The sequence below is a fragment of the Streptomyces sp. HUAS TT11 genome, from assembly GCF_051553595.1.
GTDB lineage: Bacteria > Actinomycetota > Actinomycetes > Streptomycetales > Streptomycetaceae > Streptomyces.
The window spans coordinates 118,253-140,440 of record NZ_CP196186.1 but is presented as its reverse complement, the minus strand read 5'-3'; the positions used below and the strand labels follow the sequence as shown (position 1 = coordinate 140,440).

Annotated in this window: 20 protein-coding genes; 5 read left to right on the top strand and 15 right to left on the bottom strand. The window is 70.7% G+C overall.

Going from position 1 to position 22,188, the window contains the following annotated elements; all coding sequences use genetic code 11:
- Positions 1-130: 130 nt before the first annotated feature.
- The 3 genes from ACSHXN_RS46580 to ACSHXN_RS46570 form a co-directional block, all read right to left on the bottom strand.
- Entirely contained in the window at positions 131-700 is a 570-nt protein-coding gene (locus tag ACSHXN_RS46580) for a PH domain-containing protein (RefSeq protein ID WP_438302312.1), read from the bottom strand.
- Between the two features lie 699 nt (positions 701-1,399).
- The gene (locus ACSHXN_RS46575; RefSeq protein WP_438302311.1) at positions 1,400-1,897 is read right to left on the bottom strand and encodes a hypothetical protein; all 498 of its coding nucleotides are present in this window, start codon (positions 1,895-1,897) and stop codon (positions 1,400-1,402) included.
- A 491-nt stretch (positions 1,898-2,388) separates the two neighbouring features.
- A complete protein-coding gene (locus ACSHXN_RS46570; protein WP_356114650.1) occupies positions 2,389-3,405 on the bottom strand; it encodes a DNA-directed RNA polymerase subunit alpha in 1,017 nt (338 codons plus the stop codon).
- 204 nt (positions 3,406-3,609) lie between these two features.
- Between ACSHXN_RS46570 and ACSHXN_RS46565 the strand changes: the two genes are divergently transcribed.
- Positions 3,610-3,831 carry a hypothetical protein gene (locus ACSHXN_RS46565; protein ID WP_355141085.1) on the top strand — a complete coding sequence of 74 codons (222 nt, stop codon included), beginning with the start codon at positions 3,610-3,612 and terminating at the stop codon, positions 3,829-3,831.
- 374 nt (positions 3,832-4,205) lie between these two features.
- On the opposite strand, the gene ACSHXN_RS46560 is transcribed toward ACSHXN_RS46565, so the two are convergent.
- The 7 genes from ACSHXN_RS46560 to ACSHXN_RS46530 all read right to left on the bottom strand — a co-directional run bounded on the left by ACSHXN_RS46560 (position 4,206) and on the right by ACSHXN_RS46530 (position 11,094).
- Positions 4,206-5,471 carry an MFS transporter gene (locus ACSHXN_RS46560; protein ID WP_438306397.1) on the bottom strand — a complete coding sequence of 422 codons (1,266 nt, stop codon included), beginning with the start codon at positions 5,469-5,471 and terminating at the stop codon, positions 4,206-4,208.
- 311 nt (positions 5,472-5,782) lie between these two features.
- Entirely contained in the window at positions 5,783-6,166 is a 384-nt protein-coding gene (locus ACSHXN_RS46555; protein ID WP_356295255.1) for a fic family toxin-antitoxin system, toxin component, read from the bottom strand.
- A complete protein-coding gene (locus tag ACSHXN_RS46550) occupies positions 6,163-6,459 on the bottom strand; it encodes a type II toxin -antitoxin system TacA 1-like antitoxin (RefSeq protein ID WP_355141079.1) in 297 nt (98 codons plus the stop codon). Before ACSHXN_RS46550 ends, ACSHXN_RS46555 begins: the two co-directional genes overlap by 4 nt.
- 420 nt (positions 6,460-6,879) lie before the next feature.
- Positions 6,880-7,926: an NAD-dependent epimerase/dehydratase family protein gene (locus tag ACSHXN_RS46545; protein WP_438306398.1), complete on the bottom strand. Its 1,047-nt coding sequence runs from the start codon at positions 7,924-7,926 to the stop codon at positions 6,880-6,882.
- A gap of 406 nt (positions 7,927-8,332) precedes the next feature.
- Entirely contained in the window at positions 8,333-9,043 is a 711-nt protein-coding gene (locus ACSHXN_RS46540; protein ID WP_438306399.1) for a hypothetical protein, read from the bottom strand.
- Between the two features lie 1,012 nt (positions 9,044-10,055).
- A complete protein-coding gene (locus ACSHXN_RS46535) occupies positions 10,056-10,457 on the bottom strand; it encodes a PPOX class F420-dependent oxidoreductase (RefSeq protein WP_438306400.1) in 402 nt (133 codons plus the stop codon).
- Positions 10,458-10,482: 25 nt separating this feature from the next.
- Positions 10,483-11,094, bottom strand: a complete 612-nt coding sequence (locus ACSHXN_RS46530; protein WP_356114646.1) for a TetR/AcrR family transcriptional regulator — start codon at positions 11,092-11,094, stop codon at positions 10,483-10,485.
- A gap of 104 nt (positions 11,095-11,198) precedes the next feature.
- Between ACSHXN_RS46530 and ACSHXN_RS46525 the strand changes: the two genes are divergently transcribed.
- From ACSHXN_RS46525 to ACSHXN_RS46515, 3 genes are all read left to right on the top strand, one after another.
- On the top strand, positions 11,199-12,146 hold the full coding sequence (locus tag ACSHXN_RS46525; RefSeq protein ID WP_438306401.1) for an oxidoreductase: 948 nt from the start codon (positions 11,199-11,201) through the stop codon (positions 12,144-12,146).
- Positions 12,147-12,566: 420 nt separating this feature from the next.
- The gene (locus tag ACSHXN_RS46520; protein WP_438306402.1) at positions 12,567-14,201 is read left to right on the top strand and encodes an ABC-F family ATP-binding cassette domain-containing protein; all 1,635 of its coding nucleotides are present in this window, start codon (positions 12,567-12,569) and stop codon (positions 14,199-14,201) included.
- 80 nt (positions 14,202-14,281) lie between these two features.
- Complete coding sequence (locus ACSHXN_RS46515) at positions 14,282-15,973, top strand: ABC-F family ATP-binding cassette domain-containing protein (RefSeq protein WP_438306403.1); 1,692 nt, start codon at positions 14,282-14,284, stop codon at positions 15,971-15,973.
- Between the two features lie 226 nt (positions 15,974-16,199).
- On the opposite strand, the gene ACSHXN_RS46510 is transcribed toward ACSHXN_RS46515, so the two are convergent.
- Positions 16,200-16,949 carry an SDR family NAD(P)-dependent oxidoreductase gene (locus ACSHXN_RS46510; protein ID WP_355141063.1) on the bottom strand — a complete coding sequence of 250 codons (750 nt, stop codon included), beginning with the start codon at positions 16,947-16,949 and terminating at the stop codon, positions 16,200-16,202.
- 128 nt (positions 16,950-17,077) lie between these two features.
- Here ACSHXN_RS46510 and ACSHXN_RS46505 point away from each other — a divergent pair, with 128 nt between their 5' ends.
- Positions 17,078-17,512, top strand: a complete 435-nt coding sequence (locus ACSHXN_RS46505; protein WP_383359723.1) for an Rrf2 family transcriptional regulator — start codon at positions 17,078-17,080, stop codon at positions 17,510-17,512.
- A gap of 361 nt (positions 17,513-17,873) precedes the next feature.
- Here ACSHXN_RS46505 and ACSHXN_RS46500 read toward each other — a convergent pair whose 3' ends face one another.
- The 4 genes from ACSHXN_RS46500 to ACSHXN_RS46485 form a co-directional block, all read right to left on the bottom strand.
- Positions 17,874-19,988, bottom strand: a complete 2,115-nt coding sequence (locus tag ACSHXN_RS46500) for a SpoIIE family protein phosphatase (RefSeq protein ID WP_438306404.1) — start codon at positions 19,986-19,988, stop codon at positions 17,874-17,876.
- On the bottom strand, positions 19,975-20,406 hold the full coding sequence (locus tag ACSHXN_RS46495; RefSeq protein ID WP_355141057.1) for a hypothetical protein: 432 nt from the start codon (positions 20,404-20,406) through the stop codon (positions 19,975-19,977). The genes ACSHXN_RS46500 and ACSHXN_RS46495 overlap by 14 nt, the downstream gene beginning before the upstream one ends.
- Positions 20,407-20,635: 229 nt before the next feature.
- Positions 20,636-21,010 carry a hypothetical protein gene (locus ACSHXN_RS46490; protein ID WP_438306991.1) on the bottom strand — a complete coding sequence of 125 codons (375 nt, stop codon included), beginning with the start codon at positions 21,008-21,010 and terminating at the stop codon, positions 20,636-20,638.
- Positions 21,011-21,040: 30 nt separating this feature from the next.
- Positions 21,041-22,030: a S66 peptidase family protein gene (locus ACSHXN_RS46485; RefSeq protein ID WP_355141053.1), complete on the bottom strand. Its 990-nt coding sequence runs from the start codon at positions 22,028-22,030 to the stop codon at positions 21,041-21,043.
- Positions 22,031-22,188 lie beyond the last annotated feature (158 nt).

The following is a 22,188-nucleotide window of genomic DNA, read 5'->3' as shown; positions in this document are numbered from 1 at the left end:
TAGTCCGCGAAGCCGAGACCCCGCGCCGAAGCTCGATGACCAGCGCCATCCGACCCCCTGCTCGTTCACACCTCGCCCCGATCGGCCTGGCCTACAGACAGCCAATTCTTCACGATCCGAACGAAACCGCCTAGTTCTGCGCCAGGACGACGATCACGATGACGGCCGTGATGACGAGCCCGAGGATGACGCCGAGCGCGTGCGGCGTCAGCCGGTCCCGCGTCCGCCTCGGCGGCTGGATCCGCATCGCCGGATCGGTGCTCAGCTCCCACCAGTTGATGACTCGCCGGACATCGGTGTCGAAGTCGGGGAGGGGATACAGATTGCCGTGGCTGAGGGCCGGCAGTGAGCGGCGCCGCCCGCCTGCGAGGGTGATCCGGGCCGTGCGTACCGTCCCCGAATTGGTCCGGGTCTCGCGTACGTCGACCCACCGGATCTGATCCCAGGGGTGGGTACGACCACGTCCCACACCCCAGCTGATGGTGATGCCCTCGGCCCCGACCGCGGTCCCACTGCGGCGCACGAGGAAGAAGCTCACACCCCAGAGCACGAGGAACGCGCCGCACACGCAGGAGGCGGTCACCGTGTCGACGACGCGGAAGAAGAAGACCCCTGGAAGGACGCACATGAGGTACAGGGGCACAAGTTGCCGCCAGGGCGGGCGGTGCCGGTCCTTCACTCTGAAGATCAATTCATCCACGAGCGCGCACGCTACGCCTCGGATCCGACCCGAAACCCCAGCGGTCTTTGGGCTGCAGCGAATCCGTTACATGATCCCGCCGGGCCGCCGTGCCCCCTGTTCGGGGAACCTCGGCGGCGCGCAGGGGGGGCCGTGCGACGCGCTTCGATCGCTCCCTCCAGACCTGCCGCCGCCGATCTGCCAGTACGCGGGTCCGTTCGGCGTCGTACTGATCAGCGCCGAAATGGAACGCGGGGGCCGCACCTGGTCGAAGGGCCCTTCCCAGTCGGACCACTCCACGATCTGGCCACGACGCTGTACGAACACGGACAGGTAGCCACAGCATCCACCCGTGCACTCCGGCTCGCCCAGCACCACACGTCGCCCCTCGCCGGTCGCCCAGAGGGGACCGCGGCCGTCGGCGGGCAGCACCTCCTGCGCAAACGGGCCGCGGCCGCCCTCTCCGACCGCCTGTGCCACCCTTCCTCGCCGTCGATCCGGACCTGCAACCGGGCAGCCCATCGGGGGCCCGGCGGCAACGCAGTGACCTCAAGCCGATTGAACACCCCGGCACCCTGTGCGGGTACGGCCCGTCACAGGTCCTTGCCGGCGACGGGTGTACGCCTCTGGCCGACCATCAGTCGGCGTTCCGGGAGGCGAACGTTGCTTGCGGCACCGGGCCGGTGAACAGGACGGGGCGGGGTGGACCGGGCGGGGAAGTCAGTGGGAGTCGCCGAAGGGGTAGGCGTCCCGTACCACTTCCAGACTGATCCGCAGGTCGGCGGGGCTGGTGTCGGCGCCTGCTGCCGTGATATCGACCTCGGTCGGCCACGTGGTTTTGGGGAAGACGTTGTCTGCTCGGCTCGTGACCGTGACAGGGGAGTCCTGGTTTCCCCCGACTGCCGTGATCTTGACGCGGTAGGTGACGCGGTCGTCACTTGCGTTGTGGATGGTGAGGGGGACGATCAGGCCGCCGGACTCCCGGCGCGGCGTGTAGGCGACGACTTCACCGTGTTGCGCGGTGGCGGCCGGCTTCCCGAAGCCGTACTCGTCGGGGGCCGGGATGTGGGTGTCCTTGGGGGCGACCGGGTCTCCGTCGGCGGCTGCGGCGGCGCGTTGTTCGTCGGCCTCACGCCCTGCAGCGGCGAACGCGTCGTCGGCGTCCGTCGATCGGGGTGAGGGCTCGTCGACTTGCCCTGTCCGGTGGGGTGCGGCCACCGCCGACGGGTCCGCAGCCGTCGACGGTGGCAGGGCCGTCGACCGGCGTGCGGCGGGGGTATCGGCTTGTGTGCCGCCATGGCTCCCGCACGCTGTCAGAGCAAGTGGCGCCAGCACTATTGCTGCTGTCAGGCGTGCGGGTAACCGGAGTTGGCGAAGTCTGCGCTGAGTCACGGGGGAAGACATACTCGCACTTGGAGCCGATGGACAAGTCTCACTCTGCTCACCGCGCGAGGTAGCGAGCCGATCCTCCGCGCGGGCCCAGTTGCATGATCGGCCCATATGCATCGCTACGTACTTTGAGGCGCACATGGGCACAGCGGATCACGACGCGTTATCAGCCGCCCGGTGGGGGAGAGGGAGGGCGGACGCCCTCGCCGTCCTGATCAGGCTCCAAGGACTCGGGCGTCTGCCCTTTTGCCGGTCGGCCCTTGGGGGGCCGGGTGCGGTCGGCCGGTGCTGCCGGCTTTCCGCGACCCGACGCCCGTAGGTCAGTACTGCTCGGTCTCCACGAACCCTGTGCTCGCGTCCTGGTCCGCGTCGAAGGCGGCGGCGATCGGGTCGAATCCGGGCGGGCTGTCCTTCAGGGCCAGGCCCAGGCCGACCAGCTTCGCCTTGACCTCGTCGATGGACTTCGCACCGAAGTTGCGGATGTCCAGCAGGTCCGCCTCGGAACGCGCCACGAGCTCACCCACGGAGTGGACGCCCTCGCGCTTGAGGCAGTTGTAGGAGCGGACCGTGAGCTCCAGCTCCTCGATCGGAAGCGCCAGATCGGCGGCGAGCGCGGCGTCCGTCGGGGACGGACCCATGTCGATGCCCTCGGCCTCGATGTTCAGCTCACGCGCCAGACCGAACAGCTCGACCAGGGTCTTGCCGGCCGACGCCATCGCGTCGCGCGGCCGCATGGCCTGCTTGGTCTCGACGTCGACGATCAGCTTGTCGAAGTCGGTGCGCTGCTCGACACGGGTCGCCTCGACCTTGTAGGTGACCTTCAGCACGGGGCTGTAGATGGAGTCGACCGGGATACGGCCGATCTCCTGGCCCACCTGCTTGTTCTGCACGGCGGAGACATAGCCGCGACCGCGCTCCACGGTCAGCTCCATCTCCAGCTTGCCCTTGCCGTTGAGCGTGGCGAGGACGAGGTCGGGGTTGTGCACCTCGACACCGGCCGGGGGCGCGATGTCGGCGGCGGTGACCAGACCCGGGCCCTGCTTGCGCAGGTACATCACGACCGGCTCGTCGTGCTCCGAGGAGACGACCAGCTGCTTGATGTTGAGGATCAGATCGGTGACGTCCTGCTTGACGCCGGGCACGGTGGTGAACTCGTGCAGGACGCCGTCGATGCGGACGCTGGTGACAGCGGCACCGGGGATCGACGACAGCAGGGTACGGCGCAGGGAGTTGCCGAGGGTGTAGCCGAAGCCCGGCTCCAGCGGCTCGATCACGAACCGGGAGCGGAATTCGTCGACGACTTCTTCGGTCAACGAGGGACGCTGAGCAATCAGCACGGGGTATTGCCTCCAGGGTTTGGCGCCCGCTATGTGACGCCGTAGACACCATGAAGGGTACGGGGGGTTCGGCCTTTGGTGCGGCTGAACCGCCCGACTCGCCCGTCCGTCGGCCCCGGCTTCTGCCGCAGTGGGGCCCGATCAGCGGCTGTTGCCGCCTCCGGCGTCAACACGGGTACTTCGCACGGGTGCATACTAGGGGCGATGACAAAGCCTGCTGCCCCTAAGCGTCATTTGCCTACCAGCCCCTTCAAGGCCCCGGTCGCACCGGCTCCGAAGTACTTCGCCGTGGGCGACCAGGTCACCCACGACGTGTACGGTCTCGGCCGGGTGATCGGCATCGAGGACGGAACCGCGGTGCTCGTGAATTTCGGTTCGGAGCATGTGCGGATCGTGAGCCCGTACGCCAAGATGACCAAGCTGTAGGACCGCTGTGCCCGGTCACGGCACGCCAGGCCCCCCTGTTTTGGCGGGCCTGTACCGAAAGAGAGACCGCTCATCGACCTGACGTCGCTGTTTTCCGCCCTGGAAGAGCAACCGCGCTGCTCCACCGCGGCGCCGCCGCCCGCGGCAACGAACCCCTTCCAGGCCCCGGACTACGAAGAGGACGAGACCTTCTTGTTCGAGGACGTGCACGGGCCCGCCGCGGGCCTGCACGCCGGGCGGCCCGAGGCGGCTTGAGCTGCCCTGTGGGCGCGGCGGCTGGTCGCGGGCCGTTTCCGCGGTACTGCGGTGAGGGCGCGGCCTCTTCAGGCTCAGAAGCCGTCGGGCGTCTTGACCGGGCGGGGCGTTAAGGCCGGTCACCGGCTCGAGTTCCGTGTTCGTGACCGCCATCGGGCCTGCGGTGTCGGCTGCGTTCGTGTCGACCGGCCCGTCGGCGGGTGCAGCAGGCGCAGGCCGGCGAGGCTTTGGAGGGTCATCGCGGTGGCCGCCGCGGCGGTGACCGCGAAGCCGCCGCGTGACCCGAGGGCGTCGATCGCCCAGCCGGAGACGGCCGCCGCGGCGGCCGAGCCCGCCGCACTGGCGGAGCCGAGCCAGGAGAACGCCTGGGTCAGGACCGACGGATGGACGGTCGACTCGGTGAGCTGGGACAAGAGCGCCAGAAGGGGCGGGATCGTGGCGCCGGTCAGCACCGCGACCCATCCGAGCCCGAACGGTGAGCCGGCCGTGAGCAGCAGACAGGTGCCGAGCATCAAGGCGCCGGTGGTGAGCAGCAGTTGCACCGGCGGCGCGGCACGCCACCGGCGCAGCCCGTACAGCCATCCGGCCAGCAGGCCGCTGCAATTGGAGACGGCGAAGATCGGGGCGGCGGCGCCCGGTGCGCGGTGCTCCACCACGAACGCGGTCACCGACACCTGCAGGGCACCGAAGTAGACCCCGATGGCGAGATTGAGGCCCATCAGTACGAAGACGTCGCCGCGCAGCAGCGACCGGCTCCTGCTGTGCGGGGCGCTGCGGGCGGCCGGTGCGGGCGCGCTGCCGCGCTGGGCGGCGAGGAGCAGGCCGCCGGCCACCGACAAGGAGACGGCCAGCACCGTGCCGGCCATGGGATGTCCGGCCGCGGCCAGTGCGCTGACCAGCGCAGGGCCCACGAGGTAGGCGACCGCGTTGCTGACGGACTCCAGCGCGAACGCGGTGGGCAGTTCCGCCGCCCGGCCGGGACGCAGCAGTGCCGCCCAGCGCGTGGCGGACATCGCGCCGAGCTGGGGGACGCCGGCCCCGGCCAGTGCACCGCCCAGGGCCAGCAGCACGTCGCAGGCACCGGCGGCGACCAGACAGGCGAGGACAGCGACTGCAAGGGCGTGGGCGAGCAGTGCGGGCGGCAGGATGCGGCTCTGCCCGAACCGGTCCGCGAGCCGGGCCAGTTGCGGCGCCCCGAGCGCTTCGGCGACCGCGAACGCCGCGCTGACCAGGCCGGCCGCGAGGAAGCTGCCGGTGCGGCTGTGCACGAGCCAGACGAGGCTGAGGCCGGTCATCGCGACGCCGACGCGTCCGAGCGATGCGGGCAGGAAGAAGGCTGCGGCGCCCGGGGTCCGCAGCAGCGGGCGGTAGTTCGCCGTGGGCACGGCGAGTCCCTTTCGCTGCCCGGCGGGACGGCCCGCCCGGGTCGTCGGTGCCCGAATGTACCGACCCGTGTCGCCGCCTGGAACCGTCCAGTGCTGGTGCGGAGAGGGGACACGCGCCCCGCACCGACTCCATCACCGGGCAGAAGTCTTGATGTGTGGTGGACGGTTATTCTCGCCGCCGGAGCGGGCGGTGTCCATCACGGCATGGGCCGGGTCCTTCGATGATGTCGAGGAGCAGCAGGCCGGTGGCCCGGGCGGGCGACAGCAATCCGGAAGTGTGTTTCCCGGTGATCGTGCCCCTTCGAGGGCGGTCAGTTGGCGGCCCAGGCGCGCAACTGCTGGGCGATCCGTGCCACTCCGAGGGCCCCGGAAGCGGCGTCCCGTACGAGTACGACGGCTGCCTTGGGCGGATACGCGATCCGGTGCTCGTTGAGGATCAGATAGGCCTCTGTGGCGTGCCAGGCGAAGGCCTCGCCCGAGTGCTCCAGACACGGCAGCTTCGCCAGGGTCTGCAGCAGCGCGGCTGCCTTGAGGTACGGGGACCCGTAGATGTCGCGTTCCATGGCCCGTGCGTTGACCCGGGCGACCGCGGCGTAGAGCGGGCCGTAGTCGTCGACCTGGGGGTCACCGTCCAGGAGTTCGGCGGCGTGCAGCAGGAACGCGACGTCGAGCGGGTGGGGGCCGGGGTCGGTCACGCGGCGTGCCCTTGCCCGTGGCTCTCGATCTCCTGCCGTGCCTGCTGTTCGGCTGCCCGCTGTTCCTCGCTGGGATCCATGCTGCTGGGTTCAGCGGCGAAGGCCGCGCCGCTGCGGGCCTTCGACTCCTTGAACCCTTCCAGGAACCGCTGCTCGACGGCGGTCGCCCGCGCGTAGGCGGCGGAGAGGATGTACTCCTGCATGCTGACCCCCTCCTGCTTCGCGGCCGCGGCAATAGTCGCCCGCTTCTCAGGGTCGGGGAAGCGCAGGTTCATGGCCTTGGCATCCGACATGGCACTAATGGTACCAGTGGTACCGCGACTGTCTCGTAAGGTTCAGCCGCCCTGTGCACCCGGAGGTGGCCACGAACAAGATCGCGGTGAGCGCGAGCGTCCGACCGGCGCGCTGGTTCCTGCGACTCTTCGGTCTGTGCCTCGTCCGTCTGGCGTGTGGTGTCCTGCTCGGTGGGGCGGTGTAGTGGACGGAGCTGCCCTGCTCGGTGCGGTGGGCCTGGGTGCGGGCCACGAGGTTCTGCGAGGTGGTGCGCACGAGGGTGGTCTTGATCGTCGCGGTGTCGCTCGGGTGGTGATGTGGCGGCATCTGGCCACGCGGGGTCGGAGGCGGTGGGGCAGCACGGCGGCGCTTGCGCCTTGTCTCGATGGGCGTTCCCGGTGCGGCACCGCGGGCCCGAACAAGCGCAGCCGTAGGGGCGCTTATTCGGTCTGAGGCTGCTTGGCTGCGTGGGCGGCGAGAATCGCCTGCTCCTTCTCGGCCGACAGGAACGGCGTCCACGCGCCGAAGTGCCGGTAATCCTCGAAGGCTTCCTGTTCACCGCCGGGCGCGAACAGCCAGGCGGCCGTGTCGCGTATCGAGTCCGCGATCGGGCGGCAGTGCAGGCCGGCGGCCAGAGCCTTCGCGCACGAAGTCGTCCAGGCGGCCGCGAATTGCGGGTCCGGCGGCAACCAGAGCGGAAGCTCCGTCCACGGCTCGACCTCGTGGTCGACGAAGAGCTGGTCATCGATGTAGACGAGCTCGGCCCGGCCTGCGGTGGCGGCGACGCAGGCATCCAGGTAGTCGCCCCAGTTTCCGTTGTCCGGTGCACCGGGCACCAGGTAGTCCTCGGCATCGTCCTTCGGTGCGCCGGTCAGCAGGCCGAGGCCGAAGGCGGCGAGGTCGCGCACGTCGATGACCCGCAGCGGCCGGTCCGGCGTACCAGGGACGGCCATCGGCCCGCCGCGTGCCGCGCGGCGCAGCCAGGCCGTGGTGCGCCGGGCACGGTCATGCGGCCCGACGATCAGGCCTGGTTGGAGCACCACGACCCTTCCGGGGAAGGCCCGCCGGACCGCCTTCTCGCAGCCGTCCTTCAGCCAGCCGTAGTCGCCGCCCTCCGGCCCGGCATCGGCGGTGCCACCGTGGCGGGGGGAGGACTCGTCGGTCGGCAGGGCGGGGAAGCCGGGATAGACGTTGATGGTGGAGACGAACAGGTAGGCGCCGGCGTGCTCGGCCAGCGCGGCAGCCGACTTCGCCACCTCGCGAGGCACATACCCGCAGACGTCGACCACTGCGTCGTAGGGCCCGGCCGCGGCCAGCGCGGCGAGATCCGCCTCGTCGGTCCGGTCCCCGCGCAGGGCGCGGACGCCGGGCAGGTCGGCCTGGGTTTGGCCCCGGTTGAAGACGGTCACCTCCCAGCCGCGGCGCAGTCCCTCCGCTGCGAAGGCCCGCACGACGAACACCGATCCACCGATCACGAGAAGCTTCATGGCCACGAGTCTCGGCTCTGCCGCCGTACCGGTGGAACGGCCGTGCGCGGCCGGCGAACGGATTGCGCGTGCCGCGTAAGCGCTTGTGGTCCGCCGGCCCGTGCTGGGAGCGATGTCGTCGGCCGGTGTCGGTGTCTTGGACGGTGCAGCGGGAGGTCGGCATCTGACGGTCTTCATGCCGGCGCAGGCCGCCGCCGTGCGGGTGCATCGGCGGCGCCGGGACCATCCGCCCGAAACGGTTTGTGCAGGCTGCCGGGCACCGGACGCTCCACGACGCTCACGCCCGGACACCTGCCGGCCGGCGTGCGATGCACAGCGTCCACGACGTCCGATACGCAGCGTCCCAGTGGTGGGTGCGGTCGGGCAGGCTGCCGCCGAAGCGGCAGCATGCCGCCCGGTGCGAGGGTTACTTCGACGCTTCGGCCTGCGCCTCGTCCGCCTTGGGTGCGGTGTCCTGCTCGGTGGGGGCGGTGTAGTAGACGGAGCTGCCCTGCTTGGTGCGGTGGGCCTGGGTGCGGGCCACGAGGTTCTCCAGGGTGGTGCGCACGACGGTGGTCTTGATGCCGCGCTCGGGGTGGGCCTGGTCGAGTGCGGTGGTCACCTCGGCGGCGGAGCGCGGTTCGCTCTGCTCGGTCAGGTGCCGGCGGATGAGCTCGACCAGGGTGGGCAGGGCCGCCTTCGCGGTCTCCACCTTGCCCGCAGTCTTGGACCCGGTCTTGGTCGCAGCCTTGGCAGCGGACTTGGCCGCAGCCTTGGGTGCAGCCTTGGCCGCGGGCTTCTGGGCGGCCGGCTTCTTGTCGGTGTCCGGGGCGTCGGTCTTCTTCGCCCGTGCCCGCTTGCCGGTGCCGGGCTCGGCGGAGGCCTTCTCACGGGGGGCGGGCACGGTGGTGGCCTCCGGCGTAACCGCGGGCTGGACGGGGGCCGACGTGATGCCCAGCGCCTGCTGCACGTTGACCAGCACGGAGTGGTCGGTCTGCAGGGAGGCCAACTCCTGCTGCAGCGCGGCGATGTCCGTGCTGATGCGCTCCTGCTCCTTGACGTTGCGCTCGAGGTCGCTGGTGACCTGTGCGGCGTACTGCGATGACAGTCCGGCGGCGGCAGTGGTGCTCTGCGACATGGTGTCGGGCCTTTCCGTTGTGCCGGCCACATGAGCCGGTCCTGTGGAGCGCGGGCGCAAACGTGAGCCCTGCGCTTGTGCGTTTCGGGGCTGCTGCCCAAAGGTCAGCGATAGTAACTGCTGCGAACAGCCCGGATGAGAGATAGTACGGGTGAGTAGAGCCTGTTGTTTCACTTGAGTGACACCTGTGGCTCGAGTTGAGCTTCAGGGCCGGGCACGCGACCGGCGTCCGGTGCGTTGGTGAGAGTCGGATAGGCACGCATGCGTCAGGGTGCTGCCACCGCACTTTAGCCGGTGTTGTCGCTGGTGGTGCCATATGTGCGGAACATCAGTGGCCGCCGGGCGGCCCGTTGACCCGGCGCCCGCGGCGGGGAGATGCCCGCACGGACGGGCGCGGGCGTCCCTGTTGGCACGGGAGTGAATCGGGGCGCACATGTGCCCCTTGAGTGGTACGGCAGTCCACGGCACGGCATATGACAACAGCGTTCGGCGGGAGTTGGCATGCCCGGCGGGTGTGCGGCGGTGTGTGGTCCACGGCCGCGCCCGGCAGGGGGAGTGTGCGGCAGGGGCTCTGTCCGGTGCGGGCGCAAGCGGGGGTCGCGGCCGGGCCGGGCGGATTCGCAACCGGTGGGGGTCGCTCCCGCCCGTAGCCGTCCTCCTGCGGCAGGTTGAATCCGTTGCCTTGCAGGTGGGAGCGTGAAGGCTGACCGCGTTGAACGCCTCCCGCTGAACTCACCGGCGGCCACGCGCTCGGGTGTCCGGTTCGAAAGGAGCGGCTCGATCCGCGCCCATGGCGCGTGAGTCAACGGCACACCCGCACAACGACCGGCTGACCCAAATGAAACTGCCCAGGTGCGGACAAGCAGGAATGCGATGCCGTCGGTACAGGGGACGGGACGGTGTGGGCGGCGTGGTCAGGGAAGGTGGCGTGTGGGTGTGAAGCCCCGGCGCGGATGTCGGCGCGGAGACGGCGCTGCGGATCCGGCCCGGCGCCCCCTCATCGCGCTGACCGTCATGCGGTCACGGCGATGGCCAGGAGCGGGCGTCGCCGGCGCAGGAGCCGGTCGGCCAGGCGTATGAGGCGGAAGACGGCGAATCGGCGCGCCATCAGATCCTGAACGTGTCGGGTCTGTTCCTCGTCGAGCAGCCGGGCACTCGCCTGCGCGACCGGCGCATGGGGCGGGACGGTCCCGTGCATGGTGCACGGGGCGATGGTGACCCGGCTGTTGTTGCGGATCCGCTTGACCTTGCCGGTGTCCGGCGGTGTCAGGACGTAGAGCGTCCCGCCCGAGACGAGGCAGCCGACCGGGGTGGCGACCGGGCGTCCGTCCCTGCGGAACGTGGTCAGGCTCATGTATCTGCCGTGGGCGATGCGCTCGACGGTGTGGTCGTAGCCGGCGTACGAGGCGTGCACGGCGGTCTCCTTGGCGGCTCGGGGGTCAGTGGGCGGTGTGTGTCTGCTGGGCCACGAGGGCGCGGGCGCAGTGGGCCGCCTGGTCCGTGGCGTGCGTCAGGTGGTCGCGGCCGGCGGGGAGCATGCCCTGCTGCAGGAAGAGGGCCAGGCCGTGTGCCGCGGCCGCGATGCGCGTGAGCAGATCGAGTGCCGTGTCCTGGTCGGGGGTGACCCGTCCGGCGATGGGGACCAGCATGTCGAAGAGGTTTTTGCCCGCTGCGGCGAGTTCGGGATGGCGGCTCTTGTCGAGTCCCGCCAGGAAGGTGATGTCGAACAGGGCGCGTTCCTCGGCCGCGAACGTCACATACGCGGCGGCGAAGGCGGCCATCTGCTCGGCCACGTCCGCGCTGCCGGCGACCGCGGCCCGGTAGCGGCGGTACTGCTCCTCGTAGCCCTTCAGGGCCAGCGACGCCAGCAGGGCCTCGCGGTCGGCGAAGTGCTTGTACGGAGCCGACACGCTGACCCCTGCCCGGCGGCACGCCTCGGCGAGCGTGAAACCGTGCGGCCCGCGCTCCTGCACGAGCGTGAGGGCGGCTTGCTCGAGGGCGTTGCGCAGATCGCCGTGATGCTGCCCGCTGGGGCGTCGTTTGACTGTCACGCCCCTTAGGTTAACACTATTCACCACGAGGTGAATGTCATTCACCATGGGGTGGTGCGATGCCCTGCCCTGTCCCGCGTCCGATCGGCCCGTCCGGAGGAGCCATGTCCCGATCCGCCCATGAGCAATGGACCGCCCAGCAGGTCCCCGACCAGAGCGGCCGGACCGCTGTGATCACAGGGGCCAACACCGGCATCGGCTTCGAGACCGCGCTGGTGCTGGCCCGGCAGGGCGCACACGTCGTGCTGGCGGTGCGGGACACCGCGAGGGGCGCACAGGCCAAGGAGCGGTTGGCCGCGGCCGTTCCCGGGGCCCGGATCACCGTGCAGAGCCTTGACCTGTCTTCCCTGCGGTCCGTACGCGCCGCGGCCGAGGCCCTCGGCGCCGCGGGCCTGCGCATCGACTTGCTGATCAACAACGCCGGGATCATGTACGCCAAGCAGCTCCGGCGCACGGCCGACGGATTCGAGCTGCACTTCGGCACCAACCATCTCGGGCACTTCGCCCTCACCGGGCTCCTGCTCGAGCGGATGCTCGAGGTGCCGGGATCCCGGATCGTGACCGTCAGCAGCATGGGCCACCGCCAGGGCGGCCCCATGGACCTGGGCGACGTCAACTGGACCACGCGCCCCTACAACCCCACCGCGGCCTACGCGCACTCCAAGCGGGCCAATGTGATGTTCACCTACGCCTTGCAGCGGCGGCTCGCGCAACGCGCTGCCACCATCGCGGTGGCCGCCCATCCCGGCGGCGCCGACACCGGGGGGTCCCGGCGCACCACCGCCGACCGCAGCCGTCTGGGGCGGGCCCTGTTCGCCGGCCTGGTACGGCCGCTGCTGATCCAGAGCCCCGACCGCGGTGCGTGGCCGATCCTGCGTGCGGCGAGTGACCCGGCGGTCGAAGGCGGGCAGTACTACGGCCCCGGCGGCTTCCTTCAGAGCAAGGGGCACCCGAAGGCGGTGACGTCGAACGCGCAGTCCTGTGACGAGGCGGCGCAGCATCGGCTGTGGCAGATCTCGCAGGAGCTGACCGGGGTGCGCTTCCCGGTGTAGGAGTGCGCCCGGTGCGCGGACCGGCTTTGCCTCAGGCGTGCACTCTCCATCCGCTGCGCCGCAGCGGTGAGCGATTCCGTCACCAGCGGTTCAGGTGCGCCGGCAGCAGGACCGCCGGTCGCGATCACGGAAAGGGGCGACCGAAAGGGGCGACGGGGAGAACGGAAAGGGGCGACGGGGAGAGAGGAGAAGGGAGAGGAGAACGGGTCGCTATGCTGGTGGGCGACCTGGACGTACAGCGAGGAGTCACAGACGTGGTGGGTGAAGACGACATCTCCGGGTGAGATCCGGATCTGACGGCCACCGGCCGGCGCTCGGAAGCGCTGCTGCCGAGGTGGTCCGTTTCGTCGCACCTCCTTCTTCCACGTCTGCCCAGGGCAGAGGTCTAGCCCTGCCCTCAGTACCTTCGAGGTCATTTTCATGTCCGACGCCGCCGTCGTCTGCTCGAACGTTTCCTTCGCCTGGCCCGACGACACCCCCGTCTTCCACGACCTGTCCTTCTCCCTGCCCCCCGGCCGTACGGGCCTGGTCGCGCCCAACGGCTCCGGCAAAAGCACCTTGCTCAAGCTGATCGCCGGTGAGTTGAAGCCCGCCGCCGGCTCGGTGTCGGTGAACGGTGCGCTCGGTTACCTCCCGCAGGCCCTGCCCCTGACCGGCGACCTCACCGTGGCCGAAGTCCTCGGCGTCGCCGCGGTGATCCGTGCTCTGGACGCCGTGGAGTCGGGGGACGTCGACGAGAAGCACTTCGCCGCCATCGGTGACGACTGGGACATCGAGGAGCGCACCCGCGCCCAGCTCGACCGTCTGGGCCTGGCCGAACTCACCTTGGACCGCAGCCTGAGCACGCTCAGCGGCGGCCAGGTGGTCTCCCTCGGCCTCGCCGCCCAGTTGCTCACGCGTCCGGACGTCCTTCTGCTCGACGAGCCGACCAACAACCTCGACCTCAAGGCCCGGCACAAGCTCTACGACGTGCTGTCGGATTTCAACGGCTGTCTGCTCCTGGTCAGCCACGACCGTGCGCTGCTGGACCGCATGGAACGCATCGCCGAACTCGGCAGCGACGAACTACGCCTGTACGGGGGCGACTTCACCGAGTACGAGGAGGCTGTGCGCGCCGAGCAGGAGGTCGCCGAGAAGAACGTCCGCACCGCCGAGCAGGAACTGAAGCGGGAGAAGCGGGAGTTGCAGCAGGCCCGTGAGCGCGCCGAGCGCCGGGCGAGCAATGCCGCGAAGAACCTGAAGAACGCCGGTCTGCCGAAGATCTTCGCCGGCACCATGAAGCGCGGCGCGCAGGAGGCCGCGGGCAGGTCCGGCACGATGCACGCCGCGCGGGTCAGCGATGCCAAGGCCCGCCTGGAGGAGGCCGGGCGGGCCCTGCGCGAGGAGCAGCGGCTCACGCTGGAGCTGCCCGGTACCCAGGTGCCCGCCGGCCGCAACCTGTTCCTCGGCCGGGGCATGCAGGTCCGCCTCGGCGACAAGGACGTGTTCGCGGCGGGCGGCGTCGAGTTGAGTATCCGGGGCCCCGAGCGCATCGCCCTGACCGGGCCCAACGGCGCCGGCAAGACCACGTTGATGCGGCTGGTCACCGGCGCTCTCGCCCCCGAGGGCGGGCAGATCACGCGCAACGACGGCCGGATCGCCTACCTGTCGCAGCGCCTGGACCTGCTGGACCTGGACCGCACCGTGGCACAGAACTTCGCCGCGTTCGCACCCGAGCGGCCCGAGGCGGAGCGGATGAACCTGCTCGCCCGGTTCCTCTTCCGGGGCGCGCGGGCCCACCTGCCCGTCGGTGTGCTCTCCGGCGGAGAGCGGCTGCGCGCCACCCTGGCCTGTGTGCTGTGCGCGGAGCCGGCCCCGCATCTGCTGCTGCTTGATGAGCCCACCAACAACCTCGACCTGGTCAGCGCGGGCCAGCTGGAGAGCGCGCTCAACTCCTACCGGGGCGCCTTCATGGTGGTCAGCCACGACGAGCGGTTCCTCGCCGAGATCGGGATCAGCCGCCGGCTGCGGCTGGCCGACGGGGTGCTGAAGGAGACGGGGGCACCGGCGGTGTGAGCCGCCGACGTGTGACATGGCCCGCGTCCGAGGCGATGCGCCCGGCGGGCCGACCACCGATCACGCCAGGACGGTATCCCGTGCCCCGACCCGCTCTGCTCGCCCATGACCTCGTCCGCACTCTGGGCGGGCGCCGCGTCCTCGACGGCGTCTGCCTCACCGCCTCACCCGGCCACCGCATCGGCCTGATCGGGGAGAACGGCGTCGGCAAGTCCACCCTGCTGCGGCTGCTCGCCGGCGTCGACGAACCCGACGCGGGCAGCGTCACCCGCCCCCGAGACCTCGGCTTCCTCCACCAGGAGATGCCGTTCGACGCGGACTCGACGCTTGCCGCCGTACTGGAGGAGGCGTTGCGCGAGGCCCGTGAGGACCTCGCCGAACTGGACCGGCTCGGTGAGGAGTTGGCCCGCGTCCCCGAGGACCACCCCGGCCACCAGGAACTCCTCGACACCTACGGCAGACGTCTGGAAGGGGCCCAGGACCGGCAGTCCTGGGACGCCGACCGCCGCGCCGCACTGGTCCTGGACGGCCTCGGCCTGGGCGCCCTGAGCCACGACCGGAGCCTTCGCTCGCTCTCCGGCGGGCAGCGCGGCCGACTCGCCCTGGCCGCGCTGCTGGTCCGGCGGCCCCCCGCGCTGCTCCTGGACGAGCCGACCAACCACCTCGACGACACCGCCGCCGCCTTCCTCGAGGAACACATCCGGTCCCTGCCCGGCACCGTTGTATTCGCCAGCCACGACCGGGCGTTCCTCGACGCCGTCAGCACCGACCTGATCGACCTCGACCCGGCACCGGACGGACCCGTCCGCTACGGCGGCAACTACAGCGCCTACCTGTCCACCAAGCACGCAGAGCGCCGGCGCTGGGAGCGGCGGTACGCCCAGGAGCAGGAGGAACTGGAAGAACTGCGCCAGTCGGCGGCCGTGACCGCGCACCGCGTCGCCCCGGACCGGGGCCGTGTGGACAACGAGAAAATGGGCTACGGCCACCGGGCCGGCCGGGTGCAGAACTCCATCTCCCGCCGGGTGCGCAACGCCACCCGACGGCTGGAGGAACTGCAGCGCACCCAGGTCACCGAGCCCCCGCCCCCCTTGCGATTCACCGCCGGGGACCTGGCCAGGCGAGCCGAGGACAGCACACGGCCGCTGGTGGTCCTGCGGGACATACGGGTGCCGGGCCGGCTGACACTGGACGGCCTGGAAGTGGCGGCGACCGACCGGCTGCTGGTCACCGGCGACAACGGGGCCGGCAAGTCGACGCTGCTCGCCGTCCTCGCCGGACGGCTCCCCGCCCAGGGCGAGATGCGCAGGCGGCGCCACGTGACGGTGGGGCTGCTCACCCAGGACACCGTCTTCGACCGGCCCGCACGCACCGTCCGCGACACCTATGAAGCAGCAGTGGGTCCGGCACGGGCGGCGAAAGTGCCACTGGGCTCACTGGGCCTGATGCACGGGGCCGACCTGGACAGAGAGGTCGGGGAGCTGTCGGTGGGGCAGCGCCGCCGGCTGGCGCTGGCCCTCCTGGTGGCCCGCCCGCCCCACCTGCTGCTGCTCGACGAGCCCACGAACCACCTCTCGCCGCGCCTGTGTGACGAACTGCAGGAGGCGCTCGGCACCGGACCAGGCGCCATCGTCCTCGCCAGCCACGACCGCTGGCTGCGCCGACGGTGGCAGGGCCGGGAGATCCGACTGGACCCTGCCCGCTGGGCCCGACCGGCGCACGGGCGACATCAAAACCCGCTGACACCGATCACGGACCCCCGCACGCAGTGACTGCCGAAGGCAGGGGCAGACGGCTGCCGTTGGAAAACGGCGCAGTCATCGGCCTTTGGACTGCCCGATGGTGGTGCTTGCTGCCTGTCCTCCGCCGGTCGACTGGCGGAGGACCGGTCGCGCCCCCTCTTTCGCGCACGTGGAGCCGTCCGCGCACGCGCGGGTCGTTGGCGATGCGCGCTCCCAAGGCGCGATGTCCCTCGGGGCGTGCGGCAGGGGTTCCGGTTCAGGCGTTGTAACCGCCGTGGGCGTCCAGCACGGCGCCGGTGACGTACGACGCGGCGGGGCTCGCCAGAAAGGCGATCGCCGCAGCGATTTCTTCGGGGTGACCCATGCGTTGCAGCGACAGCGAGCTGACCAGGGCCTTGAGGGTCTCGGGGTCCGGCGCTTCCATGCCGTCCTCCATCAGTCCGGCCTCCACGACGTTGGCCGTGATGTTCCGGGGCCCGAGGTCCCGTGCGACCCCCATGGTGTACCTCTCGATCCCTGACTTGGTCGCCGAGTAGTCGGCAACTCCCGGGACACCGACCCGGGAGCCCAGTCCCGAACTCACCGTGATGATGCGGCCGCCCGAGCGCAGCACTCGGGAGGCGGCCCGGATGACGGCGATCACGCCGAGGTAGTTGGTGGCGTGCATCCGATCCAGTGCGGCGGTATCGGCGTCCGGGTCGTCCACCGTGCCAGCCACGGAGATCGCCGCGTTGTTGACGAGGATGTCCAGGCCGCCGAAGTGCGCGACCACGTCGTCGATCAGCGCCGGCGCCCCACTCGTGTCCGCCTGGTCGGACTTGAAGGCGACGGCCTTCGCTCCCTTGCCGTGCACCTCGTCGACGACAGCCTGCGCCTGCTTCTCGGAGCTGACATAGGTGAAGGCGACGTCGGCGCCCTGCTCGGCCAGCAGTCGTACGGTCGCGGCTCCCAGTCCGCGCGACCCCCCGGTGACCAGGGCGACCTTGCCCGTGAGTGGCTTGCTCATTCTTCTCACCTCGTTGATTGACTCTCCCCGATAGTCGAAACGTTAATTGTTACGACAGGATGTTGCAACCTTCGCTGTTACGACTGAGCTGTCGTAACATGGAGCGTTGCGACCGAGAGGAGGGGTGCATGAGTGCCAACAGCAGGTTGACCATTGCCGCCCATGCGCTGGCCTGGATCGGTCTCTACCAGCGCCAGGGCCATGAGGTCGCCACCTCCGAGCAGATCGCGTCCAGCGCGAACACCAATCCTGTGGTGATCAGGCGGCTGCTCGGCGAGCTGCGCAGGGCCGGGCTCGTGGAGTCCCGGCGGGGCGTGGGCGCGGGCTGGTCGCTGGCGCGCGAGCTGGGGTCGATGACCCTGCTCGACGTGTACGAGGCAGTGGAACCCGGCCCGCTGTTCGCGATGCACCGCACCACCCCGGACCAGGGATGCGTGGTGGGTTACGGCATCCAGCCGGCGATGCAGGGCATCTACGAGGGCATCGAGAGGACCCTGAGGGACGAGCTGGCCAGCGTCACGCTCGAGAACGTACTCCGGGACGTACTCGCGGCACCCCACTAGCCTTCCCGTTACGCCCTGACATCATCAAGATCCCCATCCGTGCCCAGGCCGGTGAATAGCCTGGCGACCAGCCCACGGCACCCGCGCGGTGTCGGCCGAACTCGCGGCCCGGGAACATACGAGCGCCGAGTGGAACAAGACCAGCCCGATCACGACCGGCATCCGGATCGCGCCCAGCTCCGGCCGCCGCTCCGGTAGCGGTGCCTGCGCCGGTTCTGTGCACGTCGCCATGTCGGTGCCCCCCGTCGCCGGTACGTCACCAGTGTGGGAAAGGCGTCCGCCGGGCGCCCCCCGCAACGGACTTTGCTCACATCGAAGATCAACTTTCGATACACGCCCGCGCCGAACCGTTTGCTGCCCTTTAGGTCTGGATGAGCAGGAGGGCGATGTCGTCGGTGCAGGGGACGGCGTGGGTGCCGTGCTCGAGGAGTGTGTCGGCGAGTGTGTCGACGTCGTGGTGGCCGGCTCGGGTGAGGTGGTGTGCGAGGTCGGTGGTGGTGTCGTCGATGTCGGCGCCGGGGTTTTCGACCAGGCCGTCGGTGTAGAGGACGAGGAGGGTGCCGGGGGGAAGGGGGACGGTGGTGGTGGGGTAGTCGGTGTCCGGGGTGATGCCCAGCAGGAGGCCGGGGGCCATGGGGAGGGTTTCGGTGCGGCCGTCGGGATGCCGGATCAAGGGTGGGGGGTGTCCGGCGGTGGCCAGGCGGGCCCGGCGGCGGTCCAGGTCGATGTGGGCGTAGAGGCAGCTGGTGAACAGCCCCGGATTGAGGTCGGTCAGCAGGCGGTTGGTGCGGGCCAGGACGTCGCTGGGGGAGATGCCGGTGGCGGCGTGGGCGTGGACGGCGGTGCGGACCTGGCCCATGAGGGCGGCGGCCTGCACGTTGTGGCCCTGGACGTCGCCGATGACGGCGGCCGCGGTGGTGGGGGTGCAGCGGATGAGTTCGTAGAAGTCGCCGCCGATGTCCATGCCGTGCCCGGCAGGCAGGTAGCGGGCGGCGACCTTGAGGCCGGGGATGTCGGGCAGTTCCTGCGGCAGCAGGCCGGTCTGCAGGGTGCGGGCGAGGTGGTGCTGGGCGTCGTAGAGGCGGGCCCGGTCCAGGGCTTGGGCGATCAGTCCGGCCAGGGAGGCGAGCACGGTGCGCTCCGCGACGGGGAAGGGGCGGGGCCGGTCGTAGGACAGGACGAGAAGACCGACGGCGCGACCGGAGGTGATCAGCGGCAAAAACGCCCAGGCGTCGCGGTCCTTGTAGCGGGGTGCCTCGGGGTAGGCGCGCTGGAAGTCGGTGAAGCTGGTGAAGAAGGCAGGGGACTGGGTGCGGATGGCCTGTGCGGGTGGGGTGGCGGAGGCCAGGGGATCGCCCTCGAAGCGTTCCAGGAACGCGGTGTCGTAGCCGCGTGAGCCGAGGATGCACAGCCGTCCGTCCCCGGCCGACATGAGGACGAGCCCTTGGGCTTCGAAAGCGGGGATGAGCTGGTCGGCGACCTGGTCGACCACGTCCTGGACGCTCACCGCCTGGGTCAACGTCGCCGCCAGATACATGAGGTGATACAGCGCCGACGCCCCGAGCGGGCCTGCCGGAGCGGTGCGGCACGGTTCGGCCTCGGCAGCGGCCTGTTCGCGCGGGAGCGGGGTGATGTTGACGCTGATGCCGTCGGCCGCGGGGCACAGCTGGAACGACAGCCACTGGTCCGGGGGTTTGAGCACGGTGAAGGCGGTGGACTGCTTGCTCATCACCGCCGCCCGGTACTGGTCCTCCAGGGCGGGATCCTCCAGCCACAGCAGCCGCTCCCAGGGGCGCGAGCCCAGCAGATCGGCGGCGCCGACACCGAGGAGTTCGGCCGCGGTGGTGTTGAGGAAAGTGACCCTTCCCTCCAGGTCCAGGGAGCAGCAGCCCACGGGCAGCCGCTCGGCGAAGTCGTAGGCGGCCAGGGCCTCGGCCCGGCCCGGCTGGCGGGGACGTCGCGCGGACAGCACCAGGGGCTCAGGTTGGGGCAGCAGTGGACGGCCGCGCCCGGCGGCCTGTCCCAGCAGGTGTCCCGCCCGCCGGCGAAACACCTCCAGCGCCTTTGTCTCGCGGTCGCTCAGCTGCGGGGGATGCCATGCCGGCCACAGCAGGCAGACCCCGCCGTGCACCGCGTCGTCCCACTCCAGTGGCGCGGCCACCACCAGGACCTCGTAGGGGGCGATGAGACCGATCCGCGGATAGCGCCGGGCCATCTCCTTGGGGCTGCTCAGCCAGATGAGGCGCCGCTCGCGTATGGCCTCGGCCACCGGCACCGCATCGCTCACCTCCATCCGCACCCACGGAGCGGCAAGCCCGCGGGGAAGCCCGGACAGGATCGCCAGATGCATGAGTTGGTCCTGCGGCGACAGCACATACAGCATGCCGACCGCCGTGTCGGTGTCCTGCACCAGACGGCGGAACAGCCCGGCCAGCCGCCCCGGCGCCGTCACACGCCCCTGCTCATGCCGGCGCACCGCGCTCACCCCCCTGCCGCACCCAGGGGGACGGGCGGGCCCGGCGCGCGAAACGTCCCCGGGCCGCCTCGGCACTGAGGCCCAGATGCGCTCCGATCTGGGCCCAGCTCGCCCCGGCCCGCCGGTCCGCCGCCACGGCCAGCCGCACCAACTGCTCCGACAGCTCCGGGACCCGGGCCACCGCGGCACTGCAGCAGCCCGCCGGATCGTCCTGGCCCGCCCGCTCCGCCGCGAGCTGCACCTGCAGCAGCAGATCCGCACCCGCCGCGGCCATCGCCTCCCGGGCCTGTGCGCCGCTCTGCCACCGGCGCCGCGCCCGCCAGGCCGCCTGCCGGTGCGCCGGCCCGCAGTACCGGCGCCCGGGCCGTGCCACCCCGGGCAGCGATACACCGCACCAGGCACACTGCACGTCACCCATAAACGGACAATACGCCCGTCGTGGGGTGACGGCACCCGCACCTGGTGGACACCGTCATCACCCGTTCTCCGGCACCGAGTCGGCTCCAGGGGCCTGGTTGGCCCGCCCCGCCGCACGGGGTGAGCGCATGGAGGCCGGCGTACGCCGAAGCGGTACGCCTTCTTGTTTGGTGGGCGGCTTCACGGATCCCGCCACTTGCCCGGCGGCGTCGGTGACGTGTCCTGGCAAGTCAGGTGGTGTGGCCGGGGGCGGGCACGAGGCGGTAGGTGCCGCCCTCGGACACGACGGTGCCGACGGTCGGCGTCGGGAAGTGGGTGCCCAGGACGAGGACGCCGGTGCCGCACAGCGCGGCCAGCAGGGCGCGGCGGCTGCGTACGGCATGGTCGGCGTCGGTGTCCACGCTGCTGGTGATGTAGGGGTGGGCGACCTGGACCGGGTGGTGGAGGCAGTCGCCGGTGATGACGGCGGACCGGTCGGTGCCGGAGAGTTCGACGGCGACCTGTCCCGGGGTGTGCCCGGGGGTGGCGAACAGCCGCACGCCGGGCCCCACTTCGACACCCGTGCCGGTCGCCGCGGGTACTGGCCGCGGCTTGCTTGCCACCACGGGTGCCGCGACCACGTTGCCCGGCAGAACTCAGCTTTCCGCGACCGCCGACTCCAGCAGGGACAGCGTCCGGTTGTCCGCGTCCACGTCTGCGCGGACGCCGATAGGCAGCGGCAGGTTCGGCGAGGTGTGGCCGAAGTCGACCTGGGCGAGGACCGGGATGTCGCGCTGCCCCAGGACATCGAGCACCACGTCGCGTAGACCTGCCGGGTCTGCGCCGTCATCGTGGGGGGTGACCTCGGTCGGGATGCCGACCACCATGCCCGCGATCCGGTCCAGCACACCGGACAGCCGCAAGGTGTGCAGGTCCATCCAGATCCGCGAGACCGGCCGCTGCAGTTCCTCCCAGAACAGCACGGCGCCCTCGAACCGTTCGGCGGCCGGTGCGAACGGTGTCGCCTGCAGCAGGACCAGGCGGTTCAGCAAACCGCCGAACAGCGGCCCCTGGGCGCGGCCCGGCCGCCAGGTTTCCCAAGCCCCTCCCGCCGGCAGCACGCCGGGCGCCTCGGCCTTGGTGAGCACACGGGTGTAGAGGTCGACGAGCTCGGAGCGACGGGCGGCGTCGCCCAGCGTGTACCAATCGCTGCCGAAACCGTGGGTGGCGATGTCGGCGTGGAAGCCGACGAGGCCGGTCTTGGCGTGCAACGCCATGTGCAGCAGCGAGATGTCGCTGTAGCCGATGATCGGTTTCGGGTCGGCCCGGATCGCGTCCAGATCGATCAGATCGAGATAGCCGATGGTCGCCTGTCCACCGGTATGCGCGACGACGGCCCGCACCTCCGGGTCCCGGAGCAAACCATTGAGTTCCTCGGCCTGCTCCGCCGGGGTGCCCGACGCCCACCAGCGCTGGCGCGCCGGGTCGACCATCGGGCTGACCCGCACGCGGAAACCCATCCGCTCGAGTATCGCCACACCGCGAGCGAGCAGTGGTTCCTCACCCGGCGCAAGCTGGCCCGAGGGCGCGGCAACGACCACGAGGTCGCCGGAACTCAGGGCACGGGGCCGAAGGATCTCAGGCATGGGGGCTCCTCCTTGTTGATCAACAGTGGCGAACAACAGGGCCCATGCCGCCGATATTCCGACAAACCGACGTGATCAGGTCAAGCCCCGGAAGCCCGGTCGGGCCCACCGGCCGCCTCCACGCGGACATCCCGGGAAGGGCGGGTGCCGACGGGTTC

What these genes read in the sequence shown, in the direction of transcription:
- ACSHXN_RS46565 (WP_355141085.1), top strand. Translation starts at nt 3,610, where the DNA reads ATGACAAAGCCTGCTGCCCCTAAGCGTCATTTGCCTACCAGCCCCTTC.
- ACSHXN_RS46550 (WP_355141079.1), bottom strand. Translation starts at nt 6,459, where the DNA reads ATGTCGGATGCCAAGGCCATGAACCTGCGCTTCCCCGACCCTGAGAAG.
- ACSHXN_RS46545 (WP_438306398.1), bottom strand. Translation starts at nt 7,926, where the DNA reads ATGAAGCTTCTCGTGATCGGTGGATCGGTGTTCGTCGTGCGGGCCTTC.
- ACSHXN_RS46540 (WP_438306399.1), bottom strand. Translation starts at nt 9,043, where the DNA reads ATGTCGCAGAGCACCACTGCCGCCGCCGGACTGTCATCGCAGTACGCC.
- ACSHXN_RS46525 (WP_438306401.1), top strand. Translation starts at nt 11,199, where the DNA reads ATGTCCCGATCCGCCCATGAGCAATGGACCGCCCAGCAGGTCCCCGAC.
- ACSHXN_RS46520 (WP_438306402.1), top strand. Translation starts at nt 12,567, where the DNA reads ATGTCCGACGCCGCCGTCGTCTGCTCGAACGTTTCCTTCGCCTGGCCC.
- ACSHXN_RS46510 (WP_355141063.1), bottom strand. Translation starts at nt 16,949, where the DNA reads ATGAGCAAGCCACTCACGGGCAAGGTCGCCCTGGTCACCGGGGGGTCG.
- ACSHXN_RS46505 (WP_383359723.1), top strand. Translation starts at nt 17,078, where the DNA reads ATGAGTGCCAACAGCAGGTTGACCATTGCCGCCCATGCGCTGGCCTGG.
- ACSHXN_RS46495 (WP_355141057.1), bottom strand. Translation starts at nt 20,406, where the DNA reads ATGGGTGACGTGCAGTGTGCCTGGTGCGGTGTATCGCTGCCCGGGGTG.
- ACSHXN_RS46485 (WP_355141053.1), bottom strand. Translation starts at nt 22,030, where the DNA reads ATGCCTGAGATCCTTCGGCCCCGTGCCCTGAGTTCCGGCGACCTCGTG.